The sequence below is a fragment of the Micromonospora sp. NPDC007230 genome (assembly GCF_042869115.1).
Lineage (GTDB): Bacteria > Actinomycetota > Actinomycetes > Mycobacteriales > Micromonosporaceae > Micromonospora.
Genome location: NZ_JBIAFE010000008.1, coordinates 92,013 through 114,007, shown reverse-complemented (window position 1 = coordinate 114,007; position 21,995 = coordinate 92,013). Strand labels below are relative to the sequence as shown.

Sequence of the window (21,995 nt, the reverse complement as noted above, 5' to 3'; positions counted from 1 at the left end):
CAGACGGAAGGAGCGCAGGCGCGTGCGAGATGGACAGGGATCGGCCACTTCCAGGCAGCCGGAGTGGCGCGCCAGCGGCATGTTCCTCTTGTAAGCGAGATGTGGCCGCTTCGGTCCGGCTGTCCTGGTCGCAACCGGCGCTGCCTCAGTCGTCGCAGAAGGAGTCCTTGTACTTGGGCCAGAAGTGGACCTCGACGCTGTAGTAGCCGGGCCGGCCAGCGTCATCGCGATAGACGCTCAACCAGAGGCAACGATCCCGCAGCGTCTTTTTGGCGAACACCAGCCGCAGGTCTGAGACATCGAAGCCCCACCCCGAGTCGCGGGCGACCGCCTCGTAGTGGCCTCGGATCTCCTCGGCCGACAGCCCACTGCGATACTCGACGGCCACCTCACCCCAGAGCTTGCTCTCACTGCCGCCACCATCGGCGCACGGCTGTCGCACACTCGGCCCTTCAACCGGCGTCGCGCCTGTCGGCGCCCGCTGAAACACCGCCTCACCAGTCAGCTTTGCCGGCTCGTCCGGAGCGGTGATACAGCCGGTGATGAACGAGCGGGCCGTGTAGAGAGCCTCCGCCAAGAGCGGCCGCACCAGGTAAATCTCGACAGCGCAGACGACGAGCACGGCGGCCAGTCCGGCACCAATCTTCACCAAGCGTGCTCGCCACCGAGCCTGAGCCTCGCCGTTCACGACGCCCACCCTACGCAGCGACCACATTGAATCGGTGCCCCGCTATGAAGGCCTGGACCGAGGCAACCGGTTACCAGGTAGCTCGCAAGCACCGGCCAGCCACCGTTGTCAGGCGAAGTCAGCAGTAAGTCAGCAAACAGGCCGCCGCGCGAGGATGGCGGGTGGAAAGAGCGGCAACGGCACCGCGCGTCAGCCAACGGGATGATGCCTATTGACGCTGCCTGACCACCCCGACCAGGCTCCCCCCAGCGGGGGTTGGGTTGCGCCTTGCAGCAACGATTACCTCATGGAGGCACTCGCCGGGTTGCTTGGAGCGGTGGTCGGCGGCATCTTGGTGCTGATCGGCGACATTGTCCGTAGGCGAGCGGAGGAGCGGCGCCAACGGGTCCGTGACTTGGCCGACGCGGCGCTCAGTCTTGCGGTTCAGTACGGACGGCATGTGGGACAGCTGAAAGACCGCCAGCGCGGCGTCCCAACTGCCTCCGACCCGCTATCTGCCGATCGGTACGAGGCGTCGACCCGCTTCTTCATGACGCCCGGATCTGAGGAACTGCGCAAGCAAGCCCTCGGACTGATCCGCGAATACAGACGCCTGTCGAGCCAGGCGGTTGAGCTGACGCAAGAGGACTTCGGCCAGTACATGGGCAAGGAACGGGCCTTTGAGGCAGCTGTACAAGTGGTGGTGCGGCGAGGACACATCAAGCCGGTGGGCGGTGCCCGTCAACGCATGCGGGCGTTCCGTCGCGTTGTGAAAGCCCTAGCGCTAGGAGTGTCGACGAGAGCGCTGCCCGGGACGCTTGCCCGAGAGGGCGACAAGCAGCCACCAAGCCCTCGAACCGCGGCGGACACCGGAGAACAGCAACGGCGACTCGACATGGAATAGGATCGCGACGACCACGAGGCCGCGACAAACTCGTAATGCGCAGGTCAGCGGCCGACGCGGATCCGGTTGGCTGGATACAGCTCACGGGAGCGAGCCCTTCCGACCGGAGCAGAGAGATGGCCTGCCGGACGCTTGTCCGGCTCAGCCATGCCAAAGGGGGAGATGGAGCGGGCCATCCTCGCGGTGCACGTCCGAGGACTCGATGGCATGTGCGCCGGCTGCCGCTCCTGGTGGTCACGGCTGACTCCGTACCCGTGCTGGCAGGTGGACTGGGCAACCAGCCGGCAGGCCCAGACGATCACCGCCCGATTCCTCGGCGGTGTGCGGTGACCACCCACGGCCCGGTCATGCCGATCTAGAGCTGCGGAGGCTGCGACCTGCCCTGGCCCTACCCGACCGGTAAGCGGGAGCTACGGGCGGAGTACGACGATGCTCCGGTGTCGCTGGCCCTCTACCTCGGCTCCTACCTCGTCCAAGCCACCGAGGACATGCCCTGGACACCGGCCGGCGTGTTGCACCGCCGCTTCGTCGGCTGGACCAGGGAGGCCGCTCGGCTGACACCAGCAGGACAGCAGCGAAGTACAGCAACCGTGCCAGCCGAACCGAGCCGAGACGTGGGGCACCAGGCCGGTTGACCTCGCACTGCACCCCGTCCAGTCGGCTCGCCGGCAATCCACGTCGAAGGATCAGCGGCAGCCGGCCCACCCCTGCGAGGATGGCGATCATGTCTGAGCTCTTCGGTGAGGTGGCCAGCGACTACGACGAGGCCCGTCCGGGCTACCCACCCGACCTGGTCGAGACGATCCGCGCGTACCACGGCGGGACACCCGGCGCCCTGGTCGAGATCGGCGCCGGGACCGGCCTGGCCACCCGGGCGTTGCTCACCCTGGGCGCACCGATGATCTGCGTGGAGCCGGATCGCCGGATGGCCCAGGTGCTGGCGGCTCACTTCCCCGACGTCGACGTGGTGACCGCCCCGTTCGAGGAGTGGACCGCGCCGCCCGGCGGGGTGCCGGCGCTGGCCTGCGCGCTGGCCTGGCACTGGCTGGACGCGGCCACCCGTAACCGGCGGGCCCACGACGCCCTCACCCCCGGCGGCACCCTGGCCGTCTTCGCGCACCGCTACGACTACGTCGACCCCGACCACGCCGCCGGTCTGCGGGCAGCGTTCCAGTCGGCGGACCCGGAGCCGCACCACGACCGTCCGGAGGACTGGTTCCGCGCCGACATCGCGGACAGCGGGCTCTTCACCGACGTCCGGTCAGTGCGCTTCCAACGCGCGGTGCCGCTCGACACGGCGGCGTACCAGCGGTTGGTCAGCACCTTCTCACCCCAACTGCGGCGGCCTCCGGAGCTGCGCGAGCGGGTGCTCGCCGCGGTCGGCGCGGCCGTCGACGGGTTCGGCGGCACGGTGGTGCTGGACCTGCGTACCACCCTGGTCCTCGCCCGCCGCCCGGCCTGACCGCACCCTGCGCCGCTCGGCCCGCGCGGTTTCCCGGTGCCGGGGCTGGGTGGCTGGTGCGCCCGGGGGATAGGCTGCCCGCCGTGGCAGGTCTGTTGAGGAGTGTGGCGTCCCGGTTCGGCCGGATCACCGGTGGCCGGTCCGTGCCGGCCCCGACCGCTGGGCCGATCCCGGCCCAGGTCGCCCGGCGCCGCCAGGTCGCCGCGCTGCAGCGGCGCGAGCTGTCGTACGCCCCGGAGCTGGACGGGCAGGCCGACCCGGGGGAGATCGTCTGGACCTGGGTCCCGTACGAGGACGATCCCCGGCAGGGCAAGGACCGTCCGGTGCTGGTGGTCGGCCGGCAGAGCCGCACGCTGTTCGGGCTGATGCTGTCCAGCCAGAGCGACCGGGACGGCCAGCGGCACTGGCTGGCCCTGGGCCCGGGGGAGTGGGACCGGGACCAGCGCCCGAGCTGGGTCCGCCTCGACCGGGTGCTCACCATGCGCGAGGACAGCATCCGCCGCGAGGGCGCGGTGCTGGACCGGCGGCGGTTCGACCGGGTGGGCCAGGCCCTGCGCGCCGGTTACGGCTGGCGATAACTGCTCGCCCACTGGTCTGCGGAATGGCATCTTGGCCCGGTGACGAGCGACGTGACGACGAGCGTGGATGAGCGGCTCGCCCGGTGGGTGGCGGAGGACTTCGGCCTGGCCCTGGTCTCCGCCGTGCCCGTGGGGTACGGCGCGGACCCCACGGCCGAGCTGTGGCGGGCCACCACCGCCGACGGTGGCGACTACGCGGTCAAGCTGAGCGGCGGTGGCACTCCGGCCGGGCTGTTGGTAACAGCGCAGTTGGCCCGCCAAGGCGTACCGGGCATCGTCGCACCGCTCACCACCGCCTCCGGCGAGGTGTGCACCGTCCACGAGGGGCGGCGGTTGTCGGTCGTGCCGTGGGCGTCGGACGAACGGGCCCTCGGCGGCGGCATGCACGCCGCCCACTGGCGTGCGTACGGTGAGGTGCTGGCCGCGACGCACGCGGCCACCGCGACCGACGAGTTGGCCGGGTTGCCCCGGGAGGACCACACGCACGCGGCGATCGGCGCGGCGGTTCGGGAGATGGATCGCCGGCTGCGGGGAGTGGACGACCCCGATCCGTGGACCCGTGCCGTGGCGGCCCACTGGCGGGAGTGGGCCGATGACCTGGCGATCCTGCTCGACCGGGTGGACCGCCTCGGCGCGGAGCTGCGGTCCCGTCCGGCGGACCTGGTGGTCTGCCACGGCGACCCGCACCTGGGGAACCTCCTGCTCGGCCCCGACGGGCGGGTTTGGCTGATCGACTGGGACGACGCGGTGCTCGCTCCGCGCGAACGGGACCTGATGTTCGTCGTCGGCGGTGTGCTCGCGTTCGCGCCGGTGACTCCCGCGCAGCAGGCGGCCTTCTTCGAGGGGTACGGCCCGGTGGAGCTGGATCCGGTCCGGCTGGCCTACCACCTCGGGGTCCGCGCGTTGGACGACATCGGGAGCTGGGCCGGCGACGTGGCGGATGCCGGGCGGTCCGAGGCCGACCGGGTCCGCGCGCTGAAGATCGTGGCGGGCCTGCTGTCGTCGGTGGGCCTGGTCGGCCTGGCCCGTCAGGCGCTGCGAGACCTGGGCCGCTGGGACGACTGACCCGCCCCCGGCTGGCGGCCGGGTCGCCGATCAGCACTCGGCGAGGTGAGATGCCTCCACGAGTTGGCGGGTCGCGCGGCCGCCGCTGATGCTCTTCGCCTGGTACATCGCCGCGTCGGCCCGGCAGAGCGCGTCGGTGAGCTGGGCGGGACCGTGCACCGGGGCGAGCCCGACCGAGGCGGTCACCCGCACGGTGCGGGTGCCCAGCGGGATCGGCGCGGCGAGCGCCTCGCAGAGCCTGCGGGTGGCGTGCTCGATCCACCGCCGGTCCACCGTCGGGCTGGCGAGCAGGCCGGCGAACTCGTCCCCGCCGAGGCGGGCGACCAGGTTGTCCCCGGCGAACGCGGACAGCCGCTGCGCTGTGCTGACCAGCACCTGGTCGCCGGCGGCGTGCCCGTAGCGGTCGTTGACCTGCTTGAAGTCGTCGAGGTCCAGCACGATCGCCACCAGCGGCTGGCCGGCGGCGTCGGTCAGCAGGGCCGCCGCCAGCCGGAAGAAGGCGCGGCGGTTGGGCAGCCCGGTGAGCGGGTCGTGGCTGGCTGCGTGCCGCTCGGCCTCCAGTTCGGCCTGGAGCAGCTCGAGTTGCGTCTCCGCCCGCAGTGCCCGGCGGCGCAGTTGCCAGGCGGAGACGATGGCGCCGGCGGCGGAGAGACCGGAGGCGATGGTCATCGGATCCGGCACGCGCCCTCCTTTACCGCAGCCCTCGGCCTCGCCGGCCACTGGGGCCGACCGCGCCAGGCCCGTGTCTTCCCCGGTCGCAACCGGCGTCTGGGTAACCCAGAGTGAACCTGTGGGTACACCGCACGTGTGGTTATCATGCTTGCTGTCCAATGCAGATGCAATAGCAGATGCACGTGCATCTCACTCCTCAGTCGACAGAACCCGCGTCGCCACCCACCGCTCCTCCCCGCGGCATCGGCTGGCTCTTGCACAGAAAGACGCCCCATGCAGCAGCCTGAGAATGGCGTACCGACCAGTCAGCTGCCGCCGCTGCGCTGGCAGAAGAGTCGCCGGAGCAACCCGAGTGGCAACTGCGTCGAGCTGGCCGAGTTGCCCGGCGGCGCCGGAATCGCCGTCCGCAACTCCCGGCACCCCGACGGACCCGCGCTGATCTACACAGTGGACGAGATCGCGGCCTTCGTGCTCGGCGCCCGCGACGGCGACTTCGACGACCTGATCACCCGCCGCGCCGCCGGCTGACCGGCGGGTCGGCCGTTCGGAGGGGTTCACCTCACTGAGGGGTCATGGCATGCTTACACGTCGGCCGGGCCGGGGCGTCCGGTCGGCGACAGTCGGCATGCGAAGGACGGCCAGGTGACGACGGTACCCGCGGGTGATCCGGCCAGCGGGCCGACGGTGCTGCGCATGCTGCTGGGGGCGCAGCTGCGGCGCCTGCGCGAGGGCGCCGGAGTGAGCCGGGAGAGCGCCGGCTGGGAGATCCGCTCCTCCGAGTCGAAGATCAGCCGGATGGAGCTGGGCCGGGTCGGCTTCAAGGAGCGCGACGTCGCCGATCTGCTCACCCTCTACGGCGTCACCGCCGCCGAGGAGCGGGAGGCGTTGCTCAAGCTGGCCCGGGACGCGAACAGCCCCGGCTGGTGGCACCGCTACGGGGACGTGCTGCCCAGCTGGTTCCAGTCCTACCTGGGGCTGGAGGCGGCCGCCGCGCTGATCCGCACATACGAGGTGCAGTTCGTGCCGGGTCTGCTCCAGACCCCCGAGTACGCCCGGGCGGTGATCCTGCTGGGCCACCGCGGCGCTCCCGACGAGGAGGTCGACCGGCGGGTGAGCCTGCGCACGAAGCGCCAGGAGGTGCTGCGCCGGGACAAGCCGCCCCAGCTCTGGGCGGTGCTCGACGAGGCTGCCCTGCGCCGGCCGATCGGTGGCCCCGAGGTGATGCGCGCGCAGCTCGACGCGCTGATCGCGGCGACCGCCCAACCGCACGTCCAGCTCCAGATCGTGCCCTTCGCCGCAGGTGGGCACGCCGCCGCCAGCGGCGCGTTCAGCATCCTGCGCTTCGGCGACCAGGACCTGCCGGACGTCGTCTACATCGAACAGTTGACCAGCGCGATCTACCTCGACAAGCGCGACGATCTCGACTACTACGCGCTGGCCATGGAGCGGCTCTGCGTGGAGGCCGCGCCGCCGGAGCGTACCCGGGAAATGCTCGTCGAGATCCGGGACGAGTTCTCGGCCTGATCCGGCTGATCCGCCTGCCGGCCGGGGCCGGGCCCGGCTCTTCGCCGATGTCCATTGACGCGTGCCGACCCGCGCGGGTAATCTCTGGATCGATACAGTTCTGAATCGATCCAGAAGGGGTGGCGGTCCGGTGAAACCGACCCTGCAGGACGTCGCGGACGCCGTGGGCGTGTCCCGGAGCACCGTGTCCAACGCCTACAGCCGCCCCGACCAGCTCTCCACCGCCCTGCGGGCGAAGATCCTCGACGCCGCGCAGGGCCTCGGGTACCCCGGCCCCGACCCGACCGCCCGATCGCTGCGCCGCGGGTTCGTCGGCGCGATCGGCGTCCTCTTCACCTCCCAGCTGTCGTACGCCTTCACCGACCCGTTCGCGGTGCGTTTCCTCGCCGGGGTCAGCGCGGCGGTCGAGCAGCACGACATCAGCCTGCTGCTCGTCCCGCTGCCGGCCGAGCACACCCGGGTCCGCGCCGCCGTCGAGAACGCCGCCGTCGACGGCTTCTGCGTCTACTGCGTCGGGGACGAGGACTGGGTGTTGGGCGCCATCCGCGACCGGGGACTGCCCTACGTCACCACCGCGTCCCGCGCCGACGCCGGCCCGACCGACCGTTACGTCGGCATCGACGAGCGCGCGGCGGCCCGGTCCGTCGCCGAGCACGTCGCCGCCCTCGGCCACCGCCGGGTGGCCCTGCTCGGCGACGCCGTGCTGCCCGACGCCCCGCCCGGGCCGCTCCGCCTGGCCGACCCGTCCGACGCGCCGCACCCGACGACCCGTGGCCGCCTCACCGGCTTCGCCGACGCGTTCGCCGCCACCGGCGTGCCCTGGCCCGCGATCACCGTGCTCAACGCCAGCGTCAACAGCCGCGCCGCCGGGGCCGCCGCCGTCGCTACCGTCCTGGCCGGAGACGCCCCACCAACCGCCGTCCTGGCCTGCTCCGACGTGCTCGCCCTCGGGGTGCTCGACGCGCTCGCCGAGATCGGCCCGCGGCTGGCCCACCCCGTCTCGGTCACCGGCTTCGACGACATCGCCGAGGCCGCCACCGCCGGGCTCACCACCGTGCGCCAACCGGCCGAGGAGAAGGGGCGACTCGCCGCCGCGCTGCTGCTGGCCCCGCCGGCCGACCCGGCCGCGGGACACGTACTGCTCCCCACCGAACCCGTCATCCGAACCTCCACCCGTCCCGTCACCAGGAGTTGACCATGGAACAGCCCACCGGTTTCGTCCTCGCCGTCGACGCGGTGACCCGGCACGTCAACTCGGCCCGGCCCGACGCGCCGGTCCGCCCCGACCGGCCGCGCGCGCCCCGCCTGGCCCCCACCCGGCTGGCCGTCGCCGGCGCCCTGCGCCGGCTCGCCGACCGGATGGAACCCCACCCGGCCTCCATGCCGTCCTGCACGCCCTGACCTCGACGGCTCGCCCGGGCGCCGACGCCACCCGGGCGACCCCCGTTTCCGCCCACCCGTGCCTGCTCGGGGCGGAACCGGGCACCGGGTTGGTGGGGCGCGCGGATCGCCAGGCAGACTGGACCATCATGTCGCCGTTCACACCCACGCTGCGGCTCCACGATCGGTACGTCCTGCGCGAGCGCATCGGGCTCGGCGGGATGTCCGAGGTGTGGCACGCCGACGACGAGGTGCTGCACCGCCCCGTCGCGGTCAAGGCCCTCGCCACGGAACTCGCCGCCGACCCGCAGCTGCGGGCCACCATCCAGCGCGAGGCGCGCGCCGCGGCCCGCCTCACCCACCCGCACGTCACCCAGGTCTACGACTACGGCGAGGCGACCCTGCCGGACGGTTCGGTGGTGCCGTACCTGGTCATGGAGCTGGTGGAGGGGCGGACCCTCGCCGACCGGCTCGCCGGCGGGCCGCTCGCCTGGCCGGAGGCGGTCCGGCTGGCCGGCCAGGTAGCCGCCGCCCTGGCCGCCGCGCACCGGATCGGCGTCGTGCACCGCGACATCAAGCCCGGCAACGTGATGCTCACCGAGACCGGCGCGAAGGTGCTCGACTTCGGCATCGCCACGCTCGCCGGTCCGCGCCACCCCCTCGCCGGCCAGACCGGCGAGCTGATGATGGGCACCCCCGCGTACTTCGCCCCGGAGCGGATGACGCCCGGCCCGGCGAACCCCGCCAGCGACGTGTACGCCCTCGGCGCGCTGCTCTACCGCACCCTCACCGGGCGGGCCCCGCTGCCCGTGCAGACCTGGGACGACGTGCTCGACGTGCAGGCCCGGCGACCCCCGGTGCCGCCGCCGCACGTACCGGGGCTGCCGGCCGACGTCGCCGACCTCACCCTGGCCTGCCTCTCCGTCGACCCGGCCCACCGGCCCACCGCCGCCCAGCTCGCCACCCGCTTCGGCGCCGGCCAGCCGGCCGACCCGCCGACCGCGATCCTGCCCACCGTCGTCCGGGCCGAGCACCCGCCGACCCTCATCGACCGCGCGGCCGCGCCGGCCCGCCCGGCCCCGCCGCCGCCGTCGCGCCCGCCCGGCCGGTCGAACCGGCCCATCGGGATGCTGCTCGCGGCCGGGCTGGTGCTCCTGCTCGGCCTGGTCGGCGCATTGCTGCTCGACGGCAACTCCGGCAACCAGCCGGCCGCCGGGCCGAGCATCACCGCGCCCACGGAGGAGGCCACGCCGGAGTCGTCCGCCCCGGAGCCGGCCGCCACCGAGCCGGCCGCGACCACTCCGGCGGCGCCGGTCACCCTGCGCGAGCTCGTCGCGCGGTTCGGCGAGGTGCTCGCGCAGGCGGCCGGCCGCGACATCGACCGGAAGACCGCCGTAGACCTGCTGAAGAAGGCCCGGGAGCTGGAGCGGGGCAAGCCGAAGGATCGCCCCGAGCGCATCGAGGACCTGCGCGAACGCATCGAGAAGGCGGCCGACGAGGGCAAGGTCGATGAGCGGACCGCCGCCGACCTCCAGGACCTGCTCGACACGTACGCGCAGGTGCGCGGCGGCAGCCAGGACGAGGGCTGAGCCGACCCACCGCGCCGGATCACCCCGCCGCCGGCCCCGGGCTGGCGGCGGCGATGCTGTTCCTCGTGGGCCAGCCCGTCGGCGTCACCGCCCCGCGTCGGCTGTCACCTGTCCGCTCTCCGTGCGCTGCGCCGGCCCGACCAGGTCGGCGCAGCCGGCGAAGAAGTCCGCCAGCACGGGTGCCAGGTCGGCGTCGGGCACCTGGTGCCAGTCCCCGCGCATGCTGCGCCGGTGGCCGTGCGGCAGCGCCGCCACGACGCCGGCGGCCCACTCGCGCAGCCGCGCGTCGCTCTGCTCGCTGTCGACCACCAGGGTCGGCACGGTGACCCGGGCCAGTTCCTCCGCCGGCAGCGCGTCGACGATCGTCAGGTCGTAGACCAGGGTGTGGGCCAGCCGCTCCAGCGCCGGCCACCAGGGGCTCTCCCGCATGCCCACGGTCATCTCGGCCGGCACGCCGATGCTCGTCTGGAAGTGCGCCACGGCGTCGCCCCGGCGACCCGCCGCCACCAGCTCGGCGATCTCCGCGGCCAGCCCCGGCTCGCCGGTCGGGGCGCTGGCGAGATCCAGCGGGGGCTCGAGCAGCGCCAGCCGGTCCACCGGCAGCCCTCGCGCGGCCGCGATCAGCGCCAGCACCGCCCCGGACGAGAAGCCGAACAGGCACGCCGGGGCGGCGATCTCCTCGATCAGCGCCCGCAGGTCGTCGACCTCGCGGTCCACGTGGTAGGGCGCGGTGTCCGAGCTGCCGCCCCGGCCCCGCCGGTCGTAGCAGACCACGGTGAACTCGTCGGCCAGCCGGGCGGCCAAGGGACGCATCGGCCCCATCTCACGGAATCCGCCGGCGGCGTCCACCATCACCACGGTCGGCCCGGAGCCGCTGCGTTCGTACGCGATGGTGGTGCCGTCGGCGGACCGGATGGCGCCCTCGACGGGTGCGCGCGTCATCGGCCCTCTCCTCTCCGAGGCCGGCGGCCCCACCGGCTCACTGTAGGTCACCGGTCCGACACGATCGCCCGTGCTCAGTGGAGTGTCGCCTGGTCCGCGCCTGCGGGTGGCCGGCCTCGCGGGTGACGCTCTGGCCCTCCGCAGCCGGCCGGCGACGGTTTCGTGGTCGCCGGCCGCGGCGGACCGTAACGTAGTCGGATGATCGGAAACGCACCGCTCCTGCTCGGCCCCCGTGTCAACGCCCCGAGGGCCGCGGAGCCGGCCGGTGACGGGCCCGTCGGCTGGGTCACCGGCCTGGTCGAACGGCTCGGCGGCCCCGGCGCCGGTCTCGCCGTGGCACTGGAGAACCTCTTCCCGCCCATCCCCAGCGAGGTGATCCTCCCGCTCGCCGGGTTCACCGCCAGCCAGGGCCGGATGAGCCTGCCCGGGGCGATCCTCTGGACCACCCTCGGCTCGGTGCTGGGTGCGCTCGCCCTCTACCGGATCGGCGCCGCCCTCGGCCGGGACCGGATGCGCGCCATCGTGGCCCGGCTGCCGCTGGTCAAGCTGGAGGACGTCGACCGTACCGAGGCGTGGTTCCTCCGGCACGGCGTCAAGGCGGTCTTCTTCGGCCGGATGATTCCGATCTTCCGCAGCCTCATCTCCATCCCGGCCGGCGTCGAACGGATGCCCGTGCCGATCTTCCTGCTCTACACCACGCTGGGCAGCCTGATCTGGAACAGCGTCTTCGTACTGGCCGGCTACCTGCTCGGCGAGAACTGGCACGTGGTCGAGACGTACGTCGGGACGCTGCAGAACGTCGTCATCGTAGTCTGCGTGGGCGCGGTCGGCTGGTTCGTGTTCAGCCGGGTACGCCGGGCGCGACGGTCCCGGTCGGTCCCGGTCGAGCCGCCTCGCGGGACCCTGTACCGGGGCGGCTGGTACGTGCCCGAGGAGAGCGACGACCGGTAGCTCGCGGGTCCCGTCTCGCCTGTCGCCGCTGCTGGGCATGGCCCGCCGCTTGTTCGGTCGCGGATGGGGGTGCGGCCCGGCGCCGTCTCCGGTCGCTGCTGGGTGTGGCCCGCCGTGCCCGGCTCCGGGCGGTCAGGCTTGATCCCTGCGCCTGTCACGGCGGGCCACACCCGCGTCGTGCTTGCGCGCCGCCCGGCTGTGCGGGCCTGCGTGGTCCGCGCATCGGGTACGGGGTGTGCGCTGGCCCCGGAGGCACGCCTCGCTGCGGGTGCCTCTGCTCGGGGCTGTACTTTCGAGGAAAGTGTGGTCTTTCGGCGGTCGGAGGGCCACTTTCCCGGAAAGTGGTGGCTCGACGGCCGGCTAGACGTTGATCGACTCGGTGTGCGGTATGCGGCGGCATTGGTCGTTGCCGGATGGCGGCGCCGTTTACGCGACATGGAGTGGATCACCCGAGGTTTGCTGCCGCCGATCGGGGTGGTGGCAGGACATACCGCTGACCGAGGCTGCGCAGACGGTGCAGGTGTCGGCGTACCCGGACGCGTACGCCCAGTGGGAGCAGCAGGCCGCTGACCTAGTCGCCCAGCACTGGAACAGCTGACAACCACGCGGCAATCCGAATGGGCCCTCCCTCTTGAGAGGGATCCTTTCGTGTTCGTCCCTCCTAGCGGACCGGAGCTGAGAAGACTTCCGGAGTTGACATCTCCCGGCCTTGAAGGGGCCGGGGTTCTCACGGTTGCCCGTGAGGTTTCCTGTTTCATTGCCGACTGCCTTTCCGGGAGGTTTCCCTTGAGGTCTTACATCAGCTCCGCAGGCGTTTTACCTCTCCGCCAGCCCGGCGGCGAGGATGTTGCGTGCAGCGTTGATGTCCCGGTCGTGCTCAGCTGTGCAGCCTGGGCATGTCCAAGTGCGGATATTGAGTGCGAGGGTGGTGTTGACCTGTCCGCACTCCGAGCAGGTCTTGGACGACGGGTACCACCGGTCGACGGGGATGACCTTACGCCCGTACCACTGGGCTTTGTACTCCAGCATGCTGGGGAACTGGCCCCAGGCCGCGTCGGAGATGACGCGGGCCAGGCGGCGGTTGCGGAGCATGTTACGCACGCTGAGGTCTTCGATCGCGACCGTTTGGGTCTCACGGACGAGTCGAGTGGTCAGCTTGTGCAGGTGGTCGCGCCGCCGGTCGGCGATACGGGCATGAATCCGGGCCACTCTGAGCCGGGCCTTCGCCCGGTTCGCGGAGCCTTTCTCCTTGCGGGACAGGTCGCGCTGCGCCTTGGTCAGCTTGCGCCGGTCGGCCTGCCCGTAACGCGGGTTGGCCACCTTGCCCTGCTCGTCGCTCACCCCGGGCATCGGGTGGGACAGGGTGAGCAGGCTGGTGATGCCCGCGTCCACACCCACCTCGACCGCGACGGGCGGCAGCGGCTTCACCGTCGGGTCCTCCACCAGCAGGGACACGAACCAGCGGCCAGCGGCGTCCCGGGACACCGTGACCGTGGAGGGCTCCGCCCCCTCGGGCAGCGGCCGCGACCACACGATATTCAGCGGGGTGTTCATCTTCGCCAGAGTGAGCTGACCGTCGCGCCACCGGAACGCCGAGCGCGTGTATTCGGCCGACGCCCGCGACTTGCGCTTGGACTTGAACCGCGGGTACCGGGCCCGCTTGTCCCAGAACGCCACGAACCCCGCCTGAAGATGCCGCAACGTCTGCTGCAACGGCACCGAACTGACCTCGTTCAGAAACGCCAGGTCATCGGTGCGCTTCCACCCGGTCAGCCACCTCGACGACTGCACATACGTGGTGCGCTGGCGGTCCACCGCCCACGCCCGAGTGCGGGCTTCCAACGCCCGGTTGTACACCAGACGTACGCACCCGAACGTCCGGTTTATCTATTCGGCCTGCTCAGGAGACGGGTAAAAGCGGTACTTGTAAGCCCGCTTCACCACCTCACCCACGCCCCCACCCTACCAACCGTCCATGTAAGACGGTCACCGAAGGGGAGGGGGCGGCGTTTCCTCCCGGCCGTAAACGGCCGGGTTTCCACGCCGCAATTCCGATGAGGGTGAAGCTGGGCCTTGCGGCCATGCTGGCGTTGCTGGTGGGGGCCTGTACCGAATCGGCGCGAGTGAGTCCGGGACCGTCCACCACCCCGCGCGCCGTGGCGCCGGCCCCGGCGCCGAAGAACCAGCTCACCGTGGTGGCCGCCGGTGATCTGCTGGTGCACCCGCCGCTCACCGAGCAGGCCGCCGCCGACGCGCAGGCGGCGGGCCGCACCGGGCACGACTTCACCCGGGTGCTCAGCGCGATTCGGCCCCGGGTGAGCGCTGCGGACCTCGCCATCTGTCACATGGAGACGCCGCTGGCGGATCCGCAGGGCCCGTTCACCGGATGGCCGGCCTTCAGTGTGCCGCCGGAGTTGGCCGACGCGGCGGCCTGGGCCGGATTCGACACCTGCTCCACGGCGTCCAACCACTCGCTGGACACGGGCATGGAGGGCATCACCCGGACCCTGAACAACCTTGACCGGGTCGGGCTGCGGCACGCCGGCACAGCCCGCAGCGCCGAGGAAGCGGCCCGGACAAACATCCTCGACGTGGCGGGCGTGAAGGTCGCCCAGCTGTCGTACGCGCTGAGCTTCAACGACATCCCACTGCCGGAGGGCAGGCCGTGGGCGGCGAACCTCATCGACCGGGACGCCATCCTCGCGGCGGCGCACAGGGCGCGGGCGGCGGGCGCGGAGATCGTCATTCTCTCGATGCACTGGGGGACCGAGTACCAGAACGCGCCGAACGACGACCAGCTGGACCTCGCCCAGGAGTTGCTCGCCTCGCCCGACGTCGATTTGATCATCGGACACCATGTCCACGTGGTACAGCCGTTCGAGAAGATCGGCCGGAAGTGGGTCGCCTACGGGATGGGCAACCTGACCGCCCGGTTCGACGACGGCTCCCCGGAGAACACCCAGGACGCCGTGGTGCCCGAGTTCACCTTCACCCGCACCACTTCCGGGGGCTGGGAGGTCACCAATGTGAGCGTGCTGCCGACCTGGATGGAGTACCGCCCGGCGGCTCGGGTGGTCGACCTGGTCGGCGCGGCCAAGGACCCGGCGGTGTCCGCCGGGCAGCGGGCGCACTATGCCGAGACCGAGAAGCGGATCAACGGGTACGTGGGCATGCGCGGCGCCTTCGAGGCGGGGCTGCGCCCCCTCTCCTGACTCGCCGGCCGGTGTCGGGTGACCGTGACGGATGCGCCTCCACCACGGTCGCCCGGCCGCCCACAGTGGTCGCTCAGACCAGGCCGTGCGCGAGCATCGCCTCCGCCACCCGCCGGAAACCGTTGATGTTCGCGCCGGCCACGTAGTCACCCGGCAGGCCGTAGTCCTGCGCGGTGGCCCAGCAGCGGGCGTGGATGTCCCGCATGGTCTCCCGCAGCCGCTGCTCCGACTGGGCGAATGTCCACGAGTCGCGGCTGGCGTTCTGTTGCATCTCCAGTGCGCTCACCGCCACGCCGCCCGCGTTGGCCGCCTTGCCCGGGGCGAACTTCACCCCCGCCCGGCCCAGGATCCGCACGGCCTCCGGCGTGGTGGGCATGTTCGCCCCCTCCACCACCGCGACGCAGCCACCGGCCACCAGCGCCGCGGCCTCCGCGCCGCCGATCTCGTTCTGCGTCGCGCACGGCAGCGCCAGGTCGCAGGGCACCTCCCAGACGGTACGACCGGTGACCGCCACCGCGTCCGGCACGTGCTTGACGTAGTTGTCGAGCCGGACCCGGCGCTCCTCCTTCAGCTCCCGCAGCAACTCCAGGTCGATGCCCTGCTCGTCCAGCACGTACCCGTGCGAGTCGGAGCAGGCCACCACCCGGCCGCCGAGCTGGTGCACCTTCTCGACGGCGTAGATCGCCACGTTGCCCGAGCCGGAGATCACCACCCGCTTGCCTTCCAGGCTGTCCCCGGCCTGCTTCAGCATCTCCTCGGCGAAGAAGACCGCCCCGTACCCGGTCGCCTCTCGGCGCACCTGCGCGCCCCCGTACGACAGGCCCTTGCCGGTGAGGACCCCCGACTCGTACCGGTTGGTGATCCGCTTGTACTGGCCGAACAGGTAGCCGATCTCCCGGCCGCCGACGCCGATGTCGCCGGCCGGCACGTCGGTCTGCGCGCCGATGTGCCGGTACAGCTCGGTCATGAAGCTCTGGCAGAAGCGCATCACCTCCCGGTCCGAGCAGCCCTTCGGGTCGAAGTCCGCGCCGCCCTTGCCACCTCCGATCGGCAGGCCGGTCAGCGCGTTCTTGAAGATCTGCTCGAAGCCGAGGAACTTGACGATGCCCAGGTAGACCGACGGGTGGAAGCGCAGTCCGCCCTTGAACGGGCCCAGCGCGCTGTTGAACTCCACCCGGAAGCCGCGGTTCACCCGGATCCGGCCGCGGTCGTCCTCCCACGGCACCCGGAAGATGACCTGCCGCTCCGGCTCACAGATCCGCTCGATGATCCGTGCGTGCGCGTACTCGGGGTGGCGGGCCAGGGCCGGGCCGATGCTCTCCAGCACCTCCCGTACCGCCTGGTGGAACTCGGGTTCACCGGGGTTGCGGTTGACCACGTCCGCGAACACCGTCTCGATGGTCTCCGGCATCACCCGACACGTCCCTTCCGGTCCCGGGCTGCCCCGTCGCCCACACCGGATCGGCCTCGCGCCGACCGTCCCCGGATACGATAATCACCATCGTCCGGTTCACTGGTCCCGTGGACGAGTTGATCTGGGACGCCGCGCGAGCCTCCCGTGACTGGCTGGACGGCGCCAACGGCACCGGGGACGCCGAGCTGACCTGCCGGCGGCACCCTGATCCTCACCGCAGGTTGGTGCATCGGCCGGCTGGTGCGGGCGGCTCGGCCGACTGACCTCGTGGCCGGCGCGCGCCGGTGACGGCTTCGACGGCGCGAGCGAGGCGGCGGACGGCCTCGTCCATGAGATCGGGCGGGGCCGCGGCGTAGGTCAGGCGCAGGTGCGGCGCCGGGGGTTCGGCCGCATACCACGGGCGGCCGGGGAAGACGATGACGCCTTCGGTGGCAGCCGCGGCGGCCAGCGCGACGTCGTCGGTGCCGTCGGGCAGGCGGACCCACAGGTGCAGGCCGCCACGGGGGATCATCGCCGGGGCGAGCTGCGGCAGGTGCCGGCGCAGCGCCGTCAGCAGCGCCTCGCGCCGCGCCCGCAGCGCGGTCCGCAGGGTGCGGCGGTGCCGGGTCCAGGACGGGGCGGTGACGAACTCCAGCGTGGCCTGCTGCAGCGGACCGGCCACGAAGAAGTCGTCGAGCAACCGGGCCGAGCGCAGCCGGGCACCGGCCGGGCCGCGGGCACCGATCGCGGCGACCCGCAGCCCGGGAGCGGCGGACTTGGTCAGTGAGCGCAGGTAGACGACATGCCCGTCGGGGTCGTCGGCGGCCAGCGGTGGTGGGCACTCTCCGTCGATGGTGAGGTCCCGGGCGTAGTCGTCCTCGATCAGGAATGCACCGGCGTCTCGGACGGCGTCGGCGACCCCGGCTCGGCGGTGAGCTGCCAGGCTCGCACCGGTCGGGTTGGCGTGCAGCGGTTGGCAGTAGAACAGTCGCGCGCCGGTGCGGGCGAACGCGGCGGAGAGCTGGTCCGGGCGTACGCCGTCGGCGTCGGCGGGCACCGGCACCACCCGCAGCCCGGCCGCCCGGGCCGTGGCCAGCGCCCCCAGGTACGTCGGAGACTCGACGAGCAGGGTGTCGCCGGGCGCGGCGAGCGCGCGCAACGCCGACGACAGCGCCGCCTGCCCGCCCGGGCAGATCACCATGTCGTCGGCGTGCAGCCCGGTCCCGGCCTCGCGGGCGAACCAGGCGCGCAGGTCCGCGCGTCCCTCGGCCGGTCCGCGCTGCCAGGCGGCGGGCTGCCGGGCGGCGCGGGCGAGCGCTGCGCCCAGCGCCGCGGCCGGCTGCAGATCGGCGTCCAGGTAGCCGCCGGACAGCGGAATCGCTCCCGGCCGCGGTAACGCCAGTAACGCCTGCATCTCCTCCTCGCCCGGTCTGCGGGCGCCGAGCGCCACCGTCTGCCAGGACAGGTCGGGTGCGCGCCGCTCGTCCGGCCGGGCCGCCACGAAGGTGCCCTTCCCCGGTCGCGTCTCGATCAGCCCTTGCGCCACCAGTTGCCGGACCGCCTCGGCGACGGTGACCGGCGAGGCCTGGTGCCGGGCGGTCAACTCGCGCACCGAGGGCAGCCGGGTGCCGGCGGCCGCGGCGGCCGCTAGCCTGCGCAGATCTTGGATAACGCGATCCGCTGCGTTACCGTTGTCCATGAAGCGGAAGAGTAGCGCTACTGTGGCCGCCACGGTAACGGCGGAACGGTTCATCGGCCTCACCCTCGGCGCGCTGGGCGTGCTCGCCTTCAGCATGTCGCTGCCCGCCACCCGCGTCGCCGTGGGGCACCTCGACCCGTGGTTCGTGGCCTTCGGCCGGGCCGTCGGGGCGGCGCTACTGGCCTGGGCGTATCTGCGTTTCACCGGCGCGCCGCGGCCCACCCGCCGCCAGTGGCGGCGGCTGTCGATCGTGGCCGTCGGCGTCGTCGTCGGCTTCCCGCTGTTCACCTCGCTGGCACTGACCACCCAGACCGCCGCGCACGGCGCGGTCGTCATCACCGTGCTGCCCGCCATGACCGCCGTGTTCGCGGTACTGCGGGCCGGCGAGCGCCCACCGCTGTTGTTCTGGGTCGCCAGCGGCGGCGGGCTGGTCGCGGTGCTCGCCTTCCTGATGACCAGCGGGGCGGTGCACGGCGCACTGTCGACCGCCGACCTGTTCCTGCTCGCGGCGGTCGTGCTGTGCGGGCTGGGCTACGCCGAGGGCGGCTCGCTGGCCCGGGAACTCGGCGGTGCCCGGACGATCTGCTGGGCGCTGCTGCTCTCGCTGCCCGTCACCCTGGTCATCACGCTCGTCGCCGCCGCGGCGAATCCCCCGCACGCCGACGCCGCCGCCTGGTCGGCGTTCGGCTATCTCACCGCGATCTCCATGTTCCTGGGCTTCTTCGCCTGGTACGCCGGCCTGGCCCGAGGTGGCATCGCCCAGGTCGGCCAGCTCCAGCTCGCCCAGCCGGTACTCACCCTGCTCTGGTCCGCGCTGCTGCTCGCCGAGACCGTCACCCCGGCCTCGATCGGGGCGGCGCTGGTCGTGCTGGCCTGCGTCGTACTGATCCAGCGCACCCGCGACACCACACCGGCCAGCCCGTGCACCCGCTCCGCGTCGGCCCGGCGGAGGGCGTCAACACGGTGACCGCCGCGGCGAGCTGCGCGTAGAGTCGGGCGGTGGACCGTACCGAATCGCTGCCGGCGCAGACCGTTCCACCTGGCGCGGCGCCCACCGACCCGGGCAGCGTGCTGCTGCCCGGGCACGACGTGCCGCTGGGCCGCTACACCACGGTGCGGCGGCTGCTGCCGCAGCGGCAGCGGCGGATGGTGGGCGCCTGGTGCTTCGTCGACCACTTCGGACCGGATGACGTCGCCGAGCGGCCGGGCATGGAGGTGCCGCCGCACCCGCACACCGGGTTGCAGACCGTCACCTGGCTGGTCGACGGCGAGATCCTGCACCGGGACAGTCTGGGCAACGTCCAGCCGATCCGCCCGGGGCAGCTCAATGTGATGACCTCCGGTCACGGCATCGCCCACTCGGAGCGGTCACCGGCGGCGCACCCCCCGGTCATGCACGGCGTCCAGCTCTGGGTGGCGCTGCCCGATCCGGCGCGGGCCGGCGCGGCGGACTTCGCCCACCACGCGGAGCTGCCCCGCTGGCGCGACGGCGACCTCGACGTGACCCTGCTGGTCGGCGAGGTGGGCGGCGAGCGTTCGCCGGCCGTGGTGCACACCCCGCTCGTGGGCGTGCAGTTCGAGGTCCGCGGCCCGGCGCCGGCCACCCTGCCGCTGCGCCGTGACTTCGAGTACGGCCTGCTGGCGATGTCCGGCTCCGCCGAGGTGGACGGGGTGCCGTTCGCGCCGGGGGCGCTGCTCTACCTGGGCTCCGGTCGGGCCGTGCTGACCCTGCGCGCCGCCCCGGGCAGCCGGCTGCTGCTGCTCGGCGGTACGCCGTTCGAGGAGCCGCTGGTCATGTGGTGGAACTTCGTGGGCCGCTCACACGAGGAGGTCGCCGCCGCCCGGGAGGACTGGATGGCGGGCCGCCGGTTCGGCGCCGTCGCCGACGATCCGGCGCCCCCGCTGCCGGCCCCGGCACTGCCCACCACGCGACTGAAGGCGCGGGACCGCAGCGGCGGTGTGCTCGGCTGAATGCCTGGCTCCGGCGCGGGTAGACCCGGGCATGCCGATCAGTGTGATTTCCAGCATCGAGGACAAGAAGCGGCTGGTCCGCCGGCTCGCCGGGGACGGCCGGGGGTTCGCCGAACGGTACGGGTTCCGGGTCATCAACAACCCGTCCTCCCTGTTCCAGGTGCTCTACCTGTCCGTTCTGCTGGCCCGCCGCGGCGACTTCCGCAAGGCGGTCGACAGTGCGGTGGCGCTCCGGGACAGCGGATGGGACAGCGCCGCCCGGCTGGCCCGGTCGTTGCACGCAGACCGGGTACGCGTGCTGCGCGAGGCGGGCCAGCGCGGCGATGTGGACCAGTTGGCCACCGTGCTCGGTGACCTGGCCCGTGCCGTGGTGGACCGCTACCGGGGCGACCTGCGCCGGCTGCGGACCGCGGCGCAGCAGGATCCGGCCCGGGAACGGCGGTTGCTCCGCGACCTGCCCGGTGTGGACGACGACGTGATCGAGTTGTTCCTGCGCGAGGCCCAGGCGGTGTGGCGGGAGGTGGCGCCGGTGGCCGACAAGCGGGCCCTCGTCGCGGCCCGCCGGCTGGGGCTCGGCCGCTCCGCCGACGACCTGGCCGGGCTGGCCGGCAGCGGTGAGTCGGAGCGACTGGCCTGGCTGGTGGGCGCACTGGCCCGAGTGGACCTGGAGAAGCGGTACGCGGAGCTGACGAGCTGATCGGGACGTGCGGCGGGACACACTTTCGCGATAGTCACCCGTTCGGCTGATGTTGCATTGTATGATGATCGTGGCAGTGATGCCCGCCCGGTTCGGGCGAAGATCCACCGCTTGATGGTCGCGACCCGGTTCGGGCGCGGACCACCAAGGACAGGTGTTGCGTGGCGCCCCAGGTCGCGGTTCGTGACCCGGGGCGCCCGCCTGTCCGGGCTCATCGCGCCAGGCTGGCCACCAGGTTGACGGTGGCCGCGATGATGACGGATCCGAAGAGGTATGCGAGCAGCGTGTGGGCGAGCACGGTCCGCCGCATCTCGGTGCTGGACAGGTCGGTGTCCGAGACCTGGAACGTGGCCCCCACCGTGAACGCCAGGTAGGCGAAGTCCGCGTAGCAGGGCGGTTCGGGTTGGTGGAAGTTCACCCCGCCCGGCGTGCCGCCGTAGTACAGCCGGGCGTACCGCGCGGCGAACAAGGTGTGCACCACGAACCAGGAGACCACCACGCTGAGTACGCCCAACCCGGCGTTGGCGTCCAACGGAAGGCCGGACCGGGCGGCGTGCGCCTTGGTCAGCACCACCCCGACCCCGACCAGGCTGGCCATGCAGGCGACCAGCAGGAGCACGTCCCGGACCGCCCGATTCGGATCCTCGCTCACAGCCAACCGCGCCGTCCGGGCGGCGTCCAGCCGCCACAGCCGGCCCCACAGCAGGGCCAGCCAGGCCAGCGCGGCGGCGTCCCAGCCCACCAGCGGGCCGAGTGCCGGCGAGGCCAGCACCCCGAACAGTCCACCGCAGACGACCCCGACCAGCCCCATCACGGCGAGCTGGACCCGGGCCGGGGTGTGCCCGTCCGGGAGGCCGCGGCCCGGGCTCCGCACCGGCCGGTGTCAGATGCCGCGTACGTGCTGCGAGACCCGGTTGTGTTTGTCCCGGGCCTGCGCCGCGCGCTGCGACCGGTCGACCTCGGGGGCGGCGTCGATGCCCGCCGAGCGGGCCACCTCATTGCCGTTGGCGTAGTCCACCGGCGGCAGCGCCCGCAGCGCCTGCAACACGTCCGGCGGCGCGCCCTCCCGTTCGGCCTCCCGGATGACGTCGTCCTTGCCGGCCGGATAGTCCAGCGCCGACAGGTAGTCCAGGACGTCCGTGTAACTCGCCATGAGTCGGGCTCCTCGCGCCTCGGTTGCGGTCACGACCGGCGGCGGTTACCCGCCGGGCCGCCGGTCACGCACGGGACGGGCGGAAAATCCCGTCGTTTCCGCGCCCCGGTGGCGGGTAGGCGGCCGATCCGCAGAC

At 72.5% G+C, this 21,995-nt stretch carries 23 protein-coding genes and 1 pseudogene; 16 read left to right on the top strand and 8 right to left on the bottom strand.

Annotation, left to right across the window (positions count from 1 at the left end):
• Positions 1-145: 145 nt before the first annotated feature.
• On the bottom strand, positions 146-688 hold the full coding sequence (locus tag ACFYML_RS13860) for a hypothetical protein (RefSeq protein ID WP_387420925.1): 543 nt from the start codon (positions 686-688) through the stop codon (positions 146-148).
• A 286-nt stretch (positions 689-974) separates the two neighbouring features.
• On the opposite strand from ACFYML_RS13860, the gene ACFYML_RS13855 reads away from it, so the two are divergent.
• The 6 genes from ACFYML_RS13855 (at position 975) to ACFYML_RS13830 (ending at position 4,676) form a co-directional block, all read left to right on the top strand.
• Positions 975-1,571 (top strand): hypothetical protein, encoded by a 597-nt coding sequence (locus ACFYML_RS13855; RefSeq protein ID WP_387420924.1) that lies wholly within the window; start codon positions 975-977, stop codon positions 1,569-1,571.
• A 147-nt stretch (positions 1,572-1,718) separates the two neighbouring features.
• Complete coding sequence (locus tag ACFYML_RS13850) at positions 1,719-1,901, top strand: hypothetical protein (protein ID WP_387420923.1); 183 nt, start codon at positions 1,719-1,721, stop codon at positions 1,899-1,901.
• Between the two features lie 47 nt (positions 1,902-1,948).
• The gene (locus tag ACFYML_RS13845) at positions 1,949-2,206 is read left to right on the top strand and encodes a hypothetical protein (RefSeq protein WP_387421059.1); all 258 of its coding nucleotides are present in this window, start codon (positions 1,949-1,951) and stop codon (positions 2,204-2,206) included.
• Between the two features lie 89 nt (positions 2,207-2,295).
• Positions 2,296-3,033: a class I SAM-dependent methyltransferase gene (locus ACFYML_RS13840; protein WP_387420922.1), complete on the top strand. Its 738-nt coding sequence runs from the start codon at positions 2,296-2,298 to the stop codon at positions 3,031-3,033.
• A gap of 83 nt (positions 3,034-3,116) precedes the next feature.
• A complete protein-coding gene (locus ACFYML_RS13835) occupies positions 3,117-3,611 on the top strand; it encodes a type II toxin-antitoxin system PemK/MazF family toxin (RefSeq protein ID WP_073836525.1) in 495 nt (164 codons plus the stop codon).
• 39 nt (positions 3,612-3,650) lie between these two features.
• The gene (locus ACFYML_RS13830; protein WP_387420921.1) at positions 3,651-4,676 is read left to right on the top strand and encodes a phosphotransferase; all 1,026 of its coding nucleotides are present in this window, start codon (positions 3,651-3,653) and stop codon (positions 4,674-4,676) included.
• Positions 4,677-4,706: 30 nt separating this feature from the next.
• Here ACFYML_RS13830 and ACFYML_RS13825 read toward each other — a convergent pair whose 3' ends face one another.
• Positions 4,707-5,357 (bottom strand): GGDEF domain-containing protein, encoded by a 651-nt coding sequence (locus ACFYML_RS13825; RefSeq protein ID WP_387420920.1) that lies wholly within the window; start codon positions 5,355-5,357, stop codon positions 4,707-4,709.
• Positions 5,358-5,621: 264 nt separating this feature from the next.
• Between ACFYML_RS13825 and ACFYML_RS13820 the strand changes: the two genes are divergently transcribed.
• From ACFYML_RS13820 to ACFYML_RS13800, 5 genes are all read left to right on the top strand, one after another.
• On the top strand, positions 5,622-5,876 hold the full coding sequence (locus ACFYML_RS13820) for a DUF397 domain-containing protein (protein ID WP_387420919.1): 255 nt from the start codon (positions 5,622-5,624) through the stop codon (positions 5,874-5,876).
• Between the two features lie 114 nt (positions 5,877-5,990).
• Positions 5,991-6,872 carry a helix-turn-helix domain-containing protein gene (locus tag ACFYML_RS13815; RefSeq protein ID WP_387420917.1) on the top strand — a complete coding sequence of 294 codons (882 nt, stop codon included), beginning with the start codon at positions 5,991-5,993 and terminating at the stop codon, positions 6,870-6,872.
• A gap of 130 nt (positions 6,873-7,002) precedes the next feature.
• Positions 7,003-8,067: a LacI family DNA-binding transcriptional regulator gene (locus ACFYML_RS13810; protein WP_387420916.1), complete on the top strand. Its 1,065-nt coding sequence runs from the start codon at positions 7,003-7,005 to the stop codon at positions 8,065-8,067.
• A gap of 2 nt (positions 8,068-8,069) precedes the next feature.
• On the top strand, positions 8,070-8,273 hold the full coding sequence (locus ACFYML_RS13805; RefSeq protein ID WP_387420915.1) for a hypothetical protein: 204 nt from the start codon (positions 8,070-8,072) through the stop codon (positions 8,271-8,273).
• Positions 8,274-8,401: 128 nt separating this feature from the next.
• The gene (locus tag ACFYML_RS13800) at positions 8,402-9,841 is read left to right on the top strand and encodes a protein kinase (RefSeq protein WP_387420914.1); all 1,440 of its coding nucleotides are present in this window, start codon (positions 8,402-8,404) and stop codon (positions 9,839-9,841) included.
• Positions 9,842-9,925: 84 nt separating this feature from the next.
• On the opposite strand, the gene ACFYML_RS13795 is transcribed toward ACFYML_RS13800, so the two are convergent.
• Positions 9,926-10,783 (bottom strand): alpha/beta fold hydrolase, encoded by an 858-nt coding sequence (locus ACFYML_RS13795; RefSeq protein WP_387420913.1) that lies wholly within the window; start codon positions 10,781-10,783, stop codon positions 9,926-9,928.
• A gap of 198 nt (positions 10,784-10,981) precedes the next feature.
• Here ACFYML_RS13795 and ACFYML_RS13790 point away from each other — a divergent pair, with 198 nt between their 5' ends.
• Positions 10,982-11,734 carry a DedA family protein gene (locus ACFYML_RS13790; protein WP_387420912.1) on the top strand — a complete coding sequence of 251 codons (753 nt, stop codon included), beginning with the start codon at positions 10,982-10,984 and terminating at the stop codon, positions 11,732-11,734.
• 816 nt (positions 11,735-12,550) lie between these two features.
• Here the strand turns inward: ACFYML_RS13790 and ACFYML_RS13785 are convergent.
• Positions 12,551-13,675: pseudogene (locus tag ACFYML_RS13785) on the bottom strand (RNA-guided endonuclease InsQ/TnpB family protein).
• A 182-nt stretch (positions 13,676-13,857) separates the two neighbouring features.
• On the opposite strand from ACFYML_RS13785, the gene ACFYML_RS13780 reads away from it, so the two are divergent.
• A complete protein-coding gene (locus tag ACFYML_RS13780) occupies positions 13,858-14,946 on the top strand; it encodes a CapA family protein (RefSeq protein WP_387420911.1) in 1,089 nt (362 codons plus the stop codon).
• Between the two features lie 73 nt (positions 14,947-15,019).
• Here ACFYML_RS13780 and gdhA read toward each other — a convergent pair whose 3' ends face one another.
• Positions 15,020-16,357: an NADP-specific glutamate dehydrogenase gene (gdhA, locus tag ACFYML_RS13775; protein WP_387420910.1), complete on the bottom strand. Its 1,338-nt coding sequence runs from the start codon at positions 16,355-16,357 to the stop codon at positions 15,020-15,022.
• Between the two features lie 214 nt (positions 16,358-16,571).
• On the bottom strand, positions 16,572-18,038 hold the full coding sequence (locus ACFYML_RS13770) for a PLP-dependent aminotransferase family protein (RefSeq protein WP_387420909.1): 1,467 nt from the start codon (positions 18,036-18,038) through the stop codon (positions 16,572-16,574).
• 22 nt (positions 18,039-18,060) lie between these two features.
• Here ACFYML_RS13770 and ACFYML_RS13765 point away from each other — a divergent pair, with 22 nt between their 5' ends.
• The 3 genes from ACFYML_RS13765 to ACFYML_RS13755 are packed head-to-tail and all read left to right on the top strand — an operon-like array spanning position 18,061 to position 20,706.
• Entirely contained in the window at positions 18,061-19,005 is a 945-nt protein-coding gene (locus tag ACFYML_RS13765) for a DMT family transporter (protein ID WP_387420908.1), read from the top strand.
• A 32-nt stretch (positions 19,006-19,037) separates the two neighbouring features.
• Positions 19,038-20,009, top strand: coding sequence for a pirin family protein (locus tag ACFYML_RS13760; RefSeq protein WP_387420907.1), 972 nt, complete (start codon positions 19,038-19,040; stop codon positions 20,007-20,009).
• A gap of 31 nt (positions 20,010-20,040) precedes the next feature.
• Positions 20,041-20,706 carry a hypothetical protein gene (locus ACFYML_RS13755; protein ID WP_387420906.1) on the top strand — a complete coding sequence of 222 codons (666 nt, stop codon included), beginning with the start codon at positions 20,041-20,043 and terminating at the stop codon, positions 20,704-20,706.
• A gap of 211 nt (positions 20,707-20,917) precedes the next feature.
• Here ACFYML_RS13755 and ACFYML_RS13750 read toward each other — a convergent pair whose 3' ends face one another.
• Together ACFYML_RS13750 and ACFYML_RS13745 are read right to left on the bottom strand one after the other, a co-directional pair.
• Positions 20,918-21,580 carry a DUF1345 domain-containing protein gene (locus ACFYML_RS13750; RefSeq protein WP_387420905.1) on the bottom strand — a complete coding sequence of 221 codons (663 nt, stop codon included), beginning with the start codon at positions 21,578-21,580 and terminating at the stop codon, positions 20,918-20,920.
• 9 nt (positions 21,581-21,589) lie between these two features.
• A complete protein-coding gene (locus ACFYML_RS13745; protein ID WP_357445842.1) occupies positions 21,590-21,859 on the bottom strand; it encodes a DUF2795 domain-containing protein in 270 nt (89 codons plus the stop codon).
• Positions 21,860-21,995 lie beyond the last annotated feature (136 nt).

Coding starts and splice junctions, on each gene's coding strand:
- ACFYML_RS13745 (WP_357445842.1), bottom strand. CDS start 21,859: ATGGCGAGTTACACGGACGTCCTGGACTACCTGTCGGCGCTGGACTAT.
- ACFYML_RS13795 (WP_387420913.1), bottom strand. CDS start 10,783: ATGACGCGCGCACCCGTCGAGGGCGCCATCCGGTCCGCCGACGGCACC.
- ACFYML_RS13790 (WP_387420912.1), top strand. CDS start 10,982: ATGATCGGAAACGCACCGCTCCTGCTCGGCCCCCGTGTCAACGCCCCG.
- ACFYML_RS13850 (WP_387420923.1), top strand. CDS start 1,719: ATGCCAAAGGGGGAGATGGAGCGGGCCATCCTCGCGGTGCACGTCCGA.
- ACFYML_RS13840 (WP_387420922.1), top strand. CDS start 2,296: ATGTCTGAGCTCTTCGGTGAGGTGGCCAGCGACTACGACGAGGCCCGT.
- ACFYML_RS13820 (WP_387420919.1), top strand. CDS start 5,622: ATGCAGCAGCCTGAGAATGGCGTACCGACCAGTCAGCTGCCGCCGCTG.
- ACFYML_RS13770 (WP_387420909.1), bottom strand. CDS start 18,038: ATGGACAACGGTAACGCAGCGGATCGCGTTATCCAAGATCTGCGCAGG.
- ACFYML_RS13855 (WP_387420924.1), top strand. CDS start 975: ATGGAGGCACTCGCCGGGTTGCTTGGAGCGGTGGTCGGCGGCATCTTG.
- ACFYML_RS13805 (WP_387420915.1), top strand. CDS start 8,070: ATGGAACAGCCCACCGGTTTCGTCCTCGCCGTCGACGCGGTGACCCGG.
- ACFYML_RS13755 (WP_387420906.1), top strand. CDS start 20,041: ATGCCGATCAGTGTGATTTCCAGCATCGAGGACAAGAAGCGGCTGGTC.
- gdhA (WP_387420910.1), bottom strand. CDS start 16,357: ATGCCGGAGACCATCGAGACGGTGTTCGCGGACGTGGTCAACCGCAAC.
- ACFYML_RS13800 (WP_387420914.1), top strand. CDS start 8,402: ATGTCGCCGTTCACACCCACGCTGCGGCTCCACGATCGGTACGTCCTG.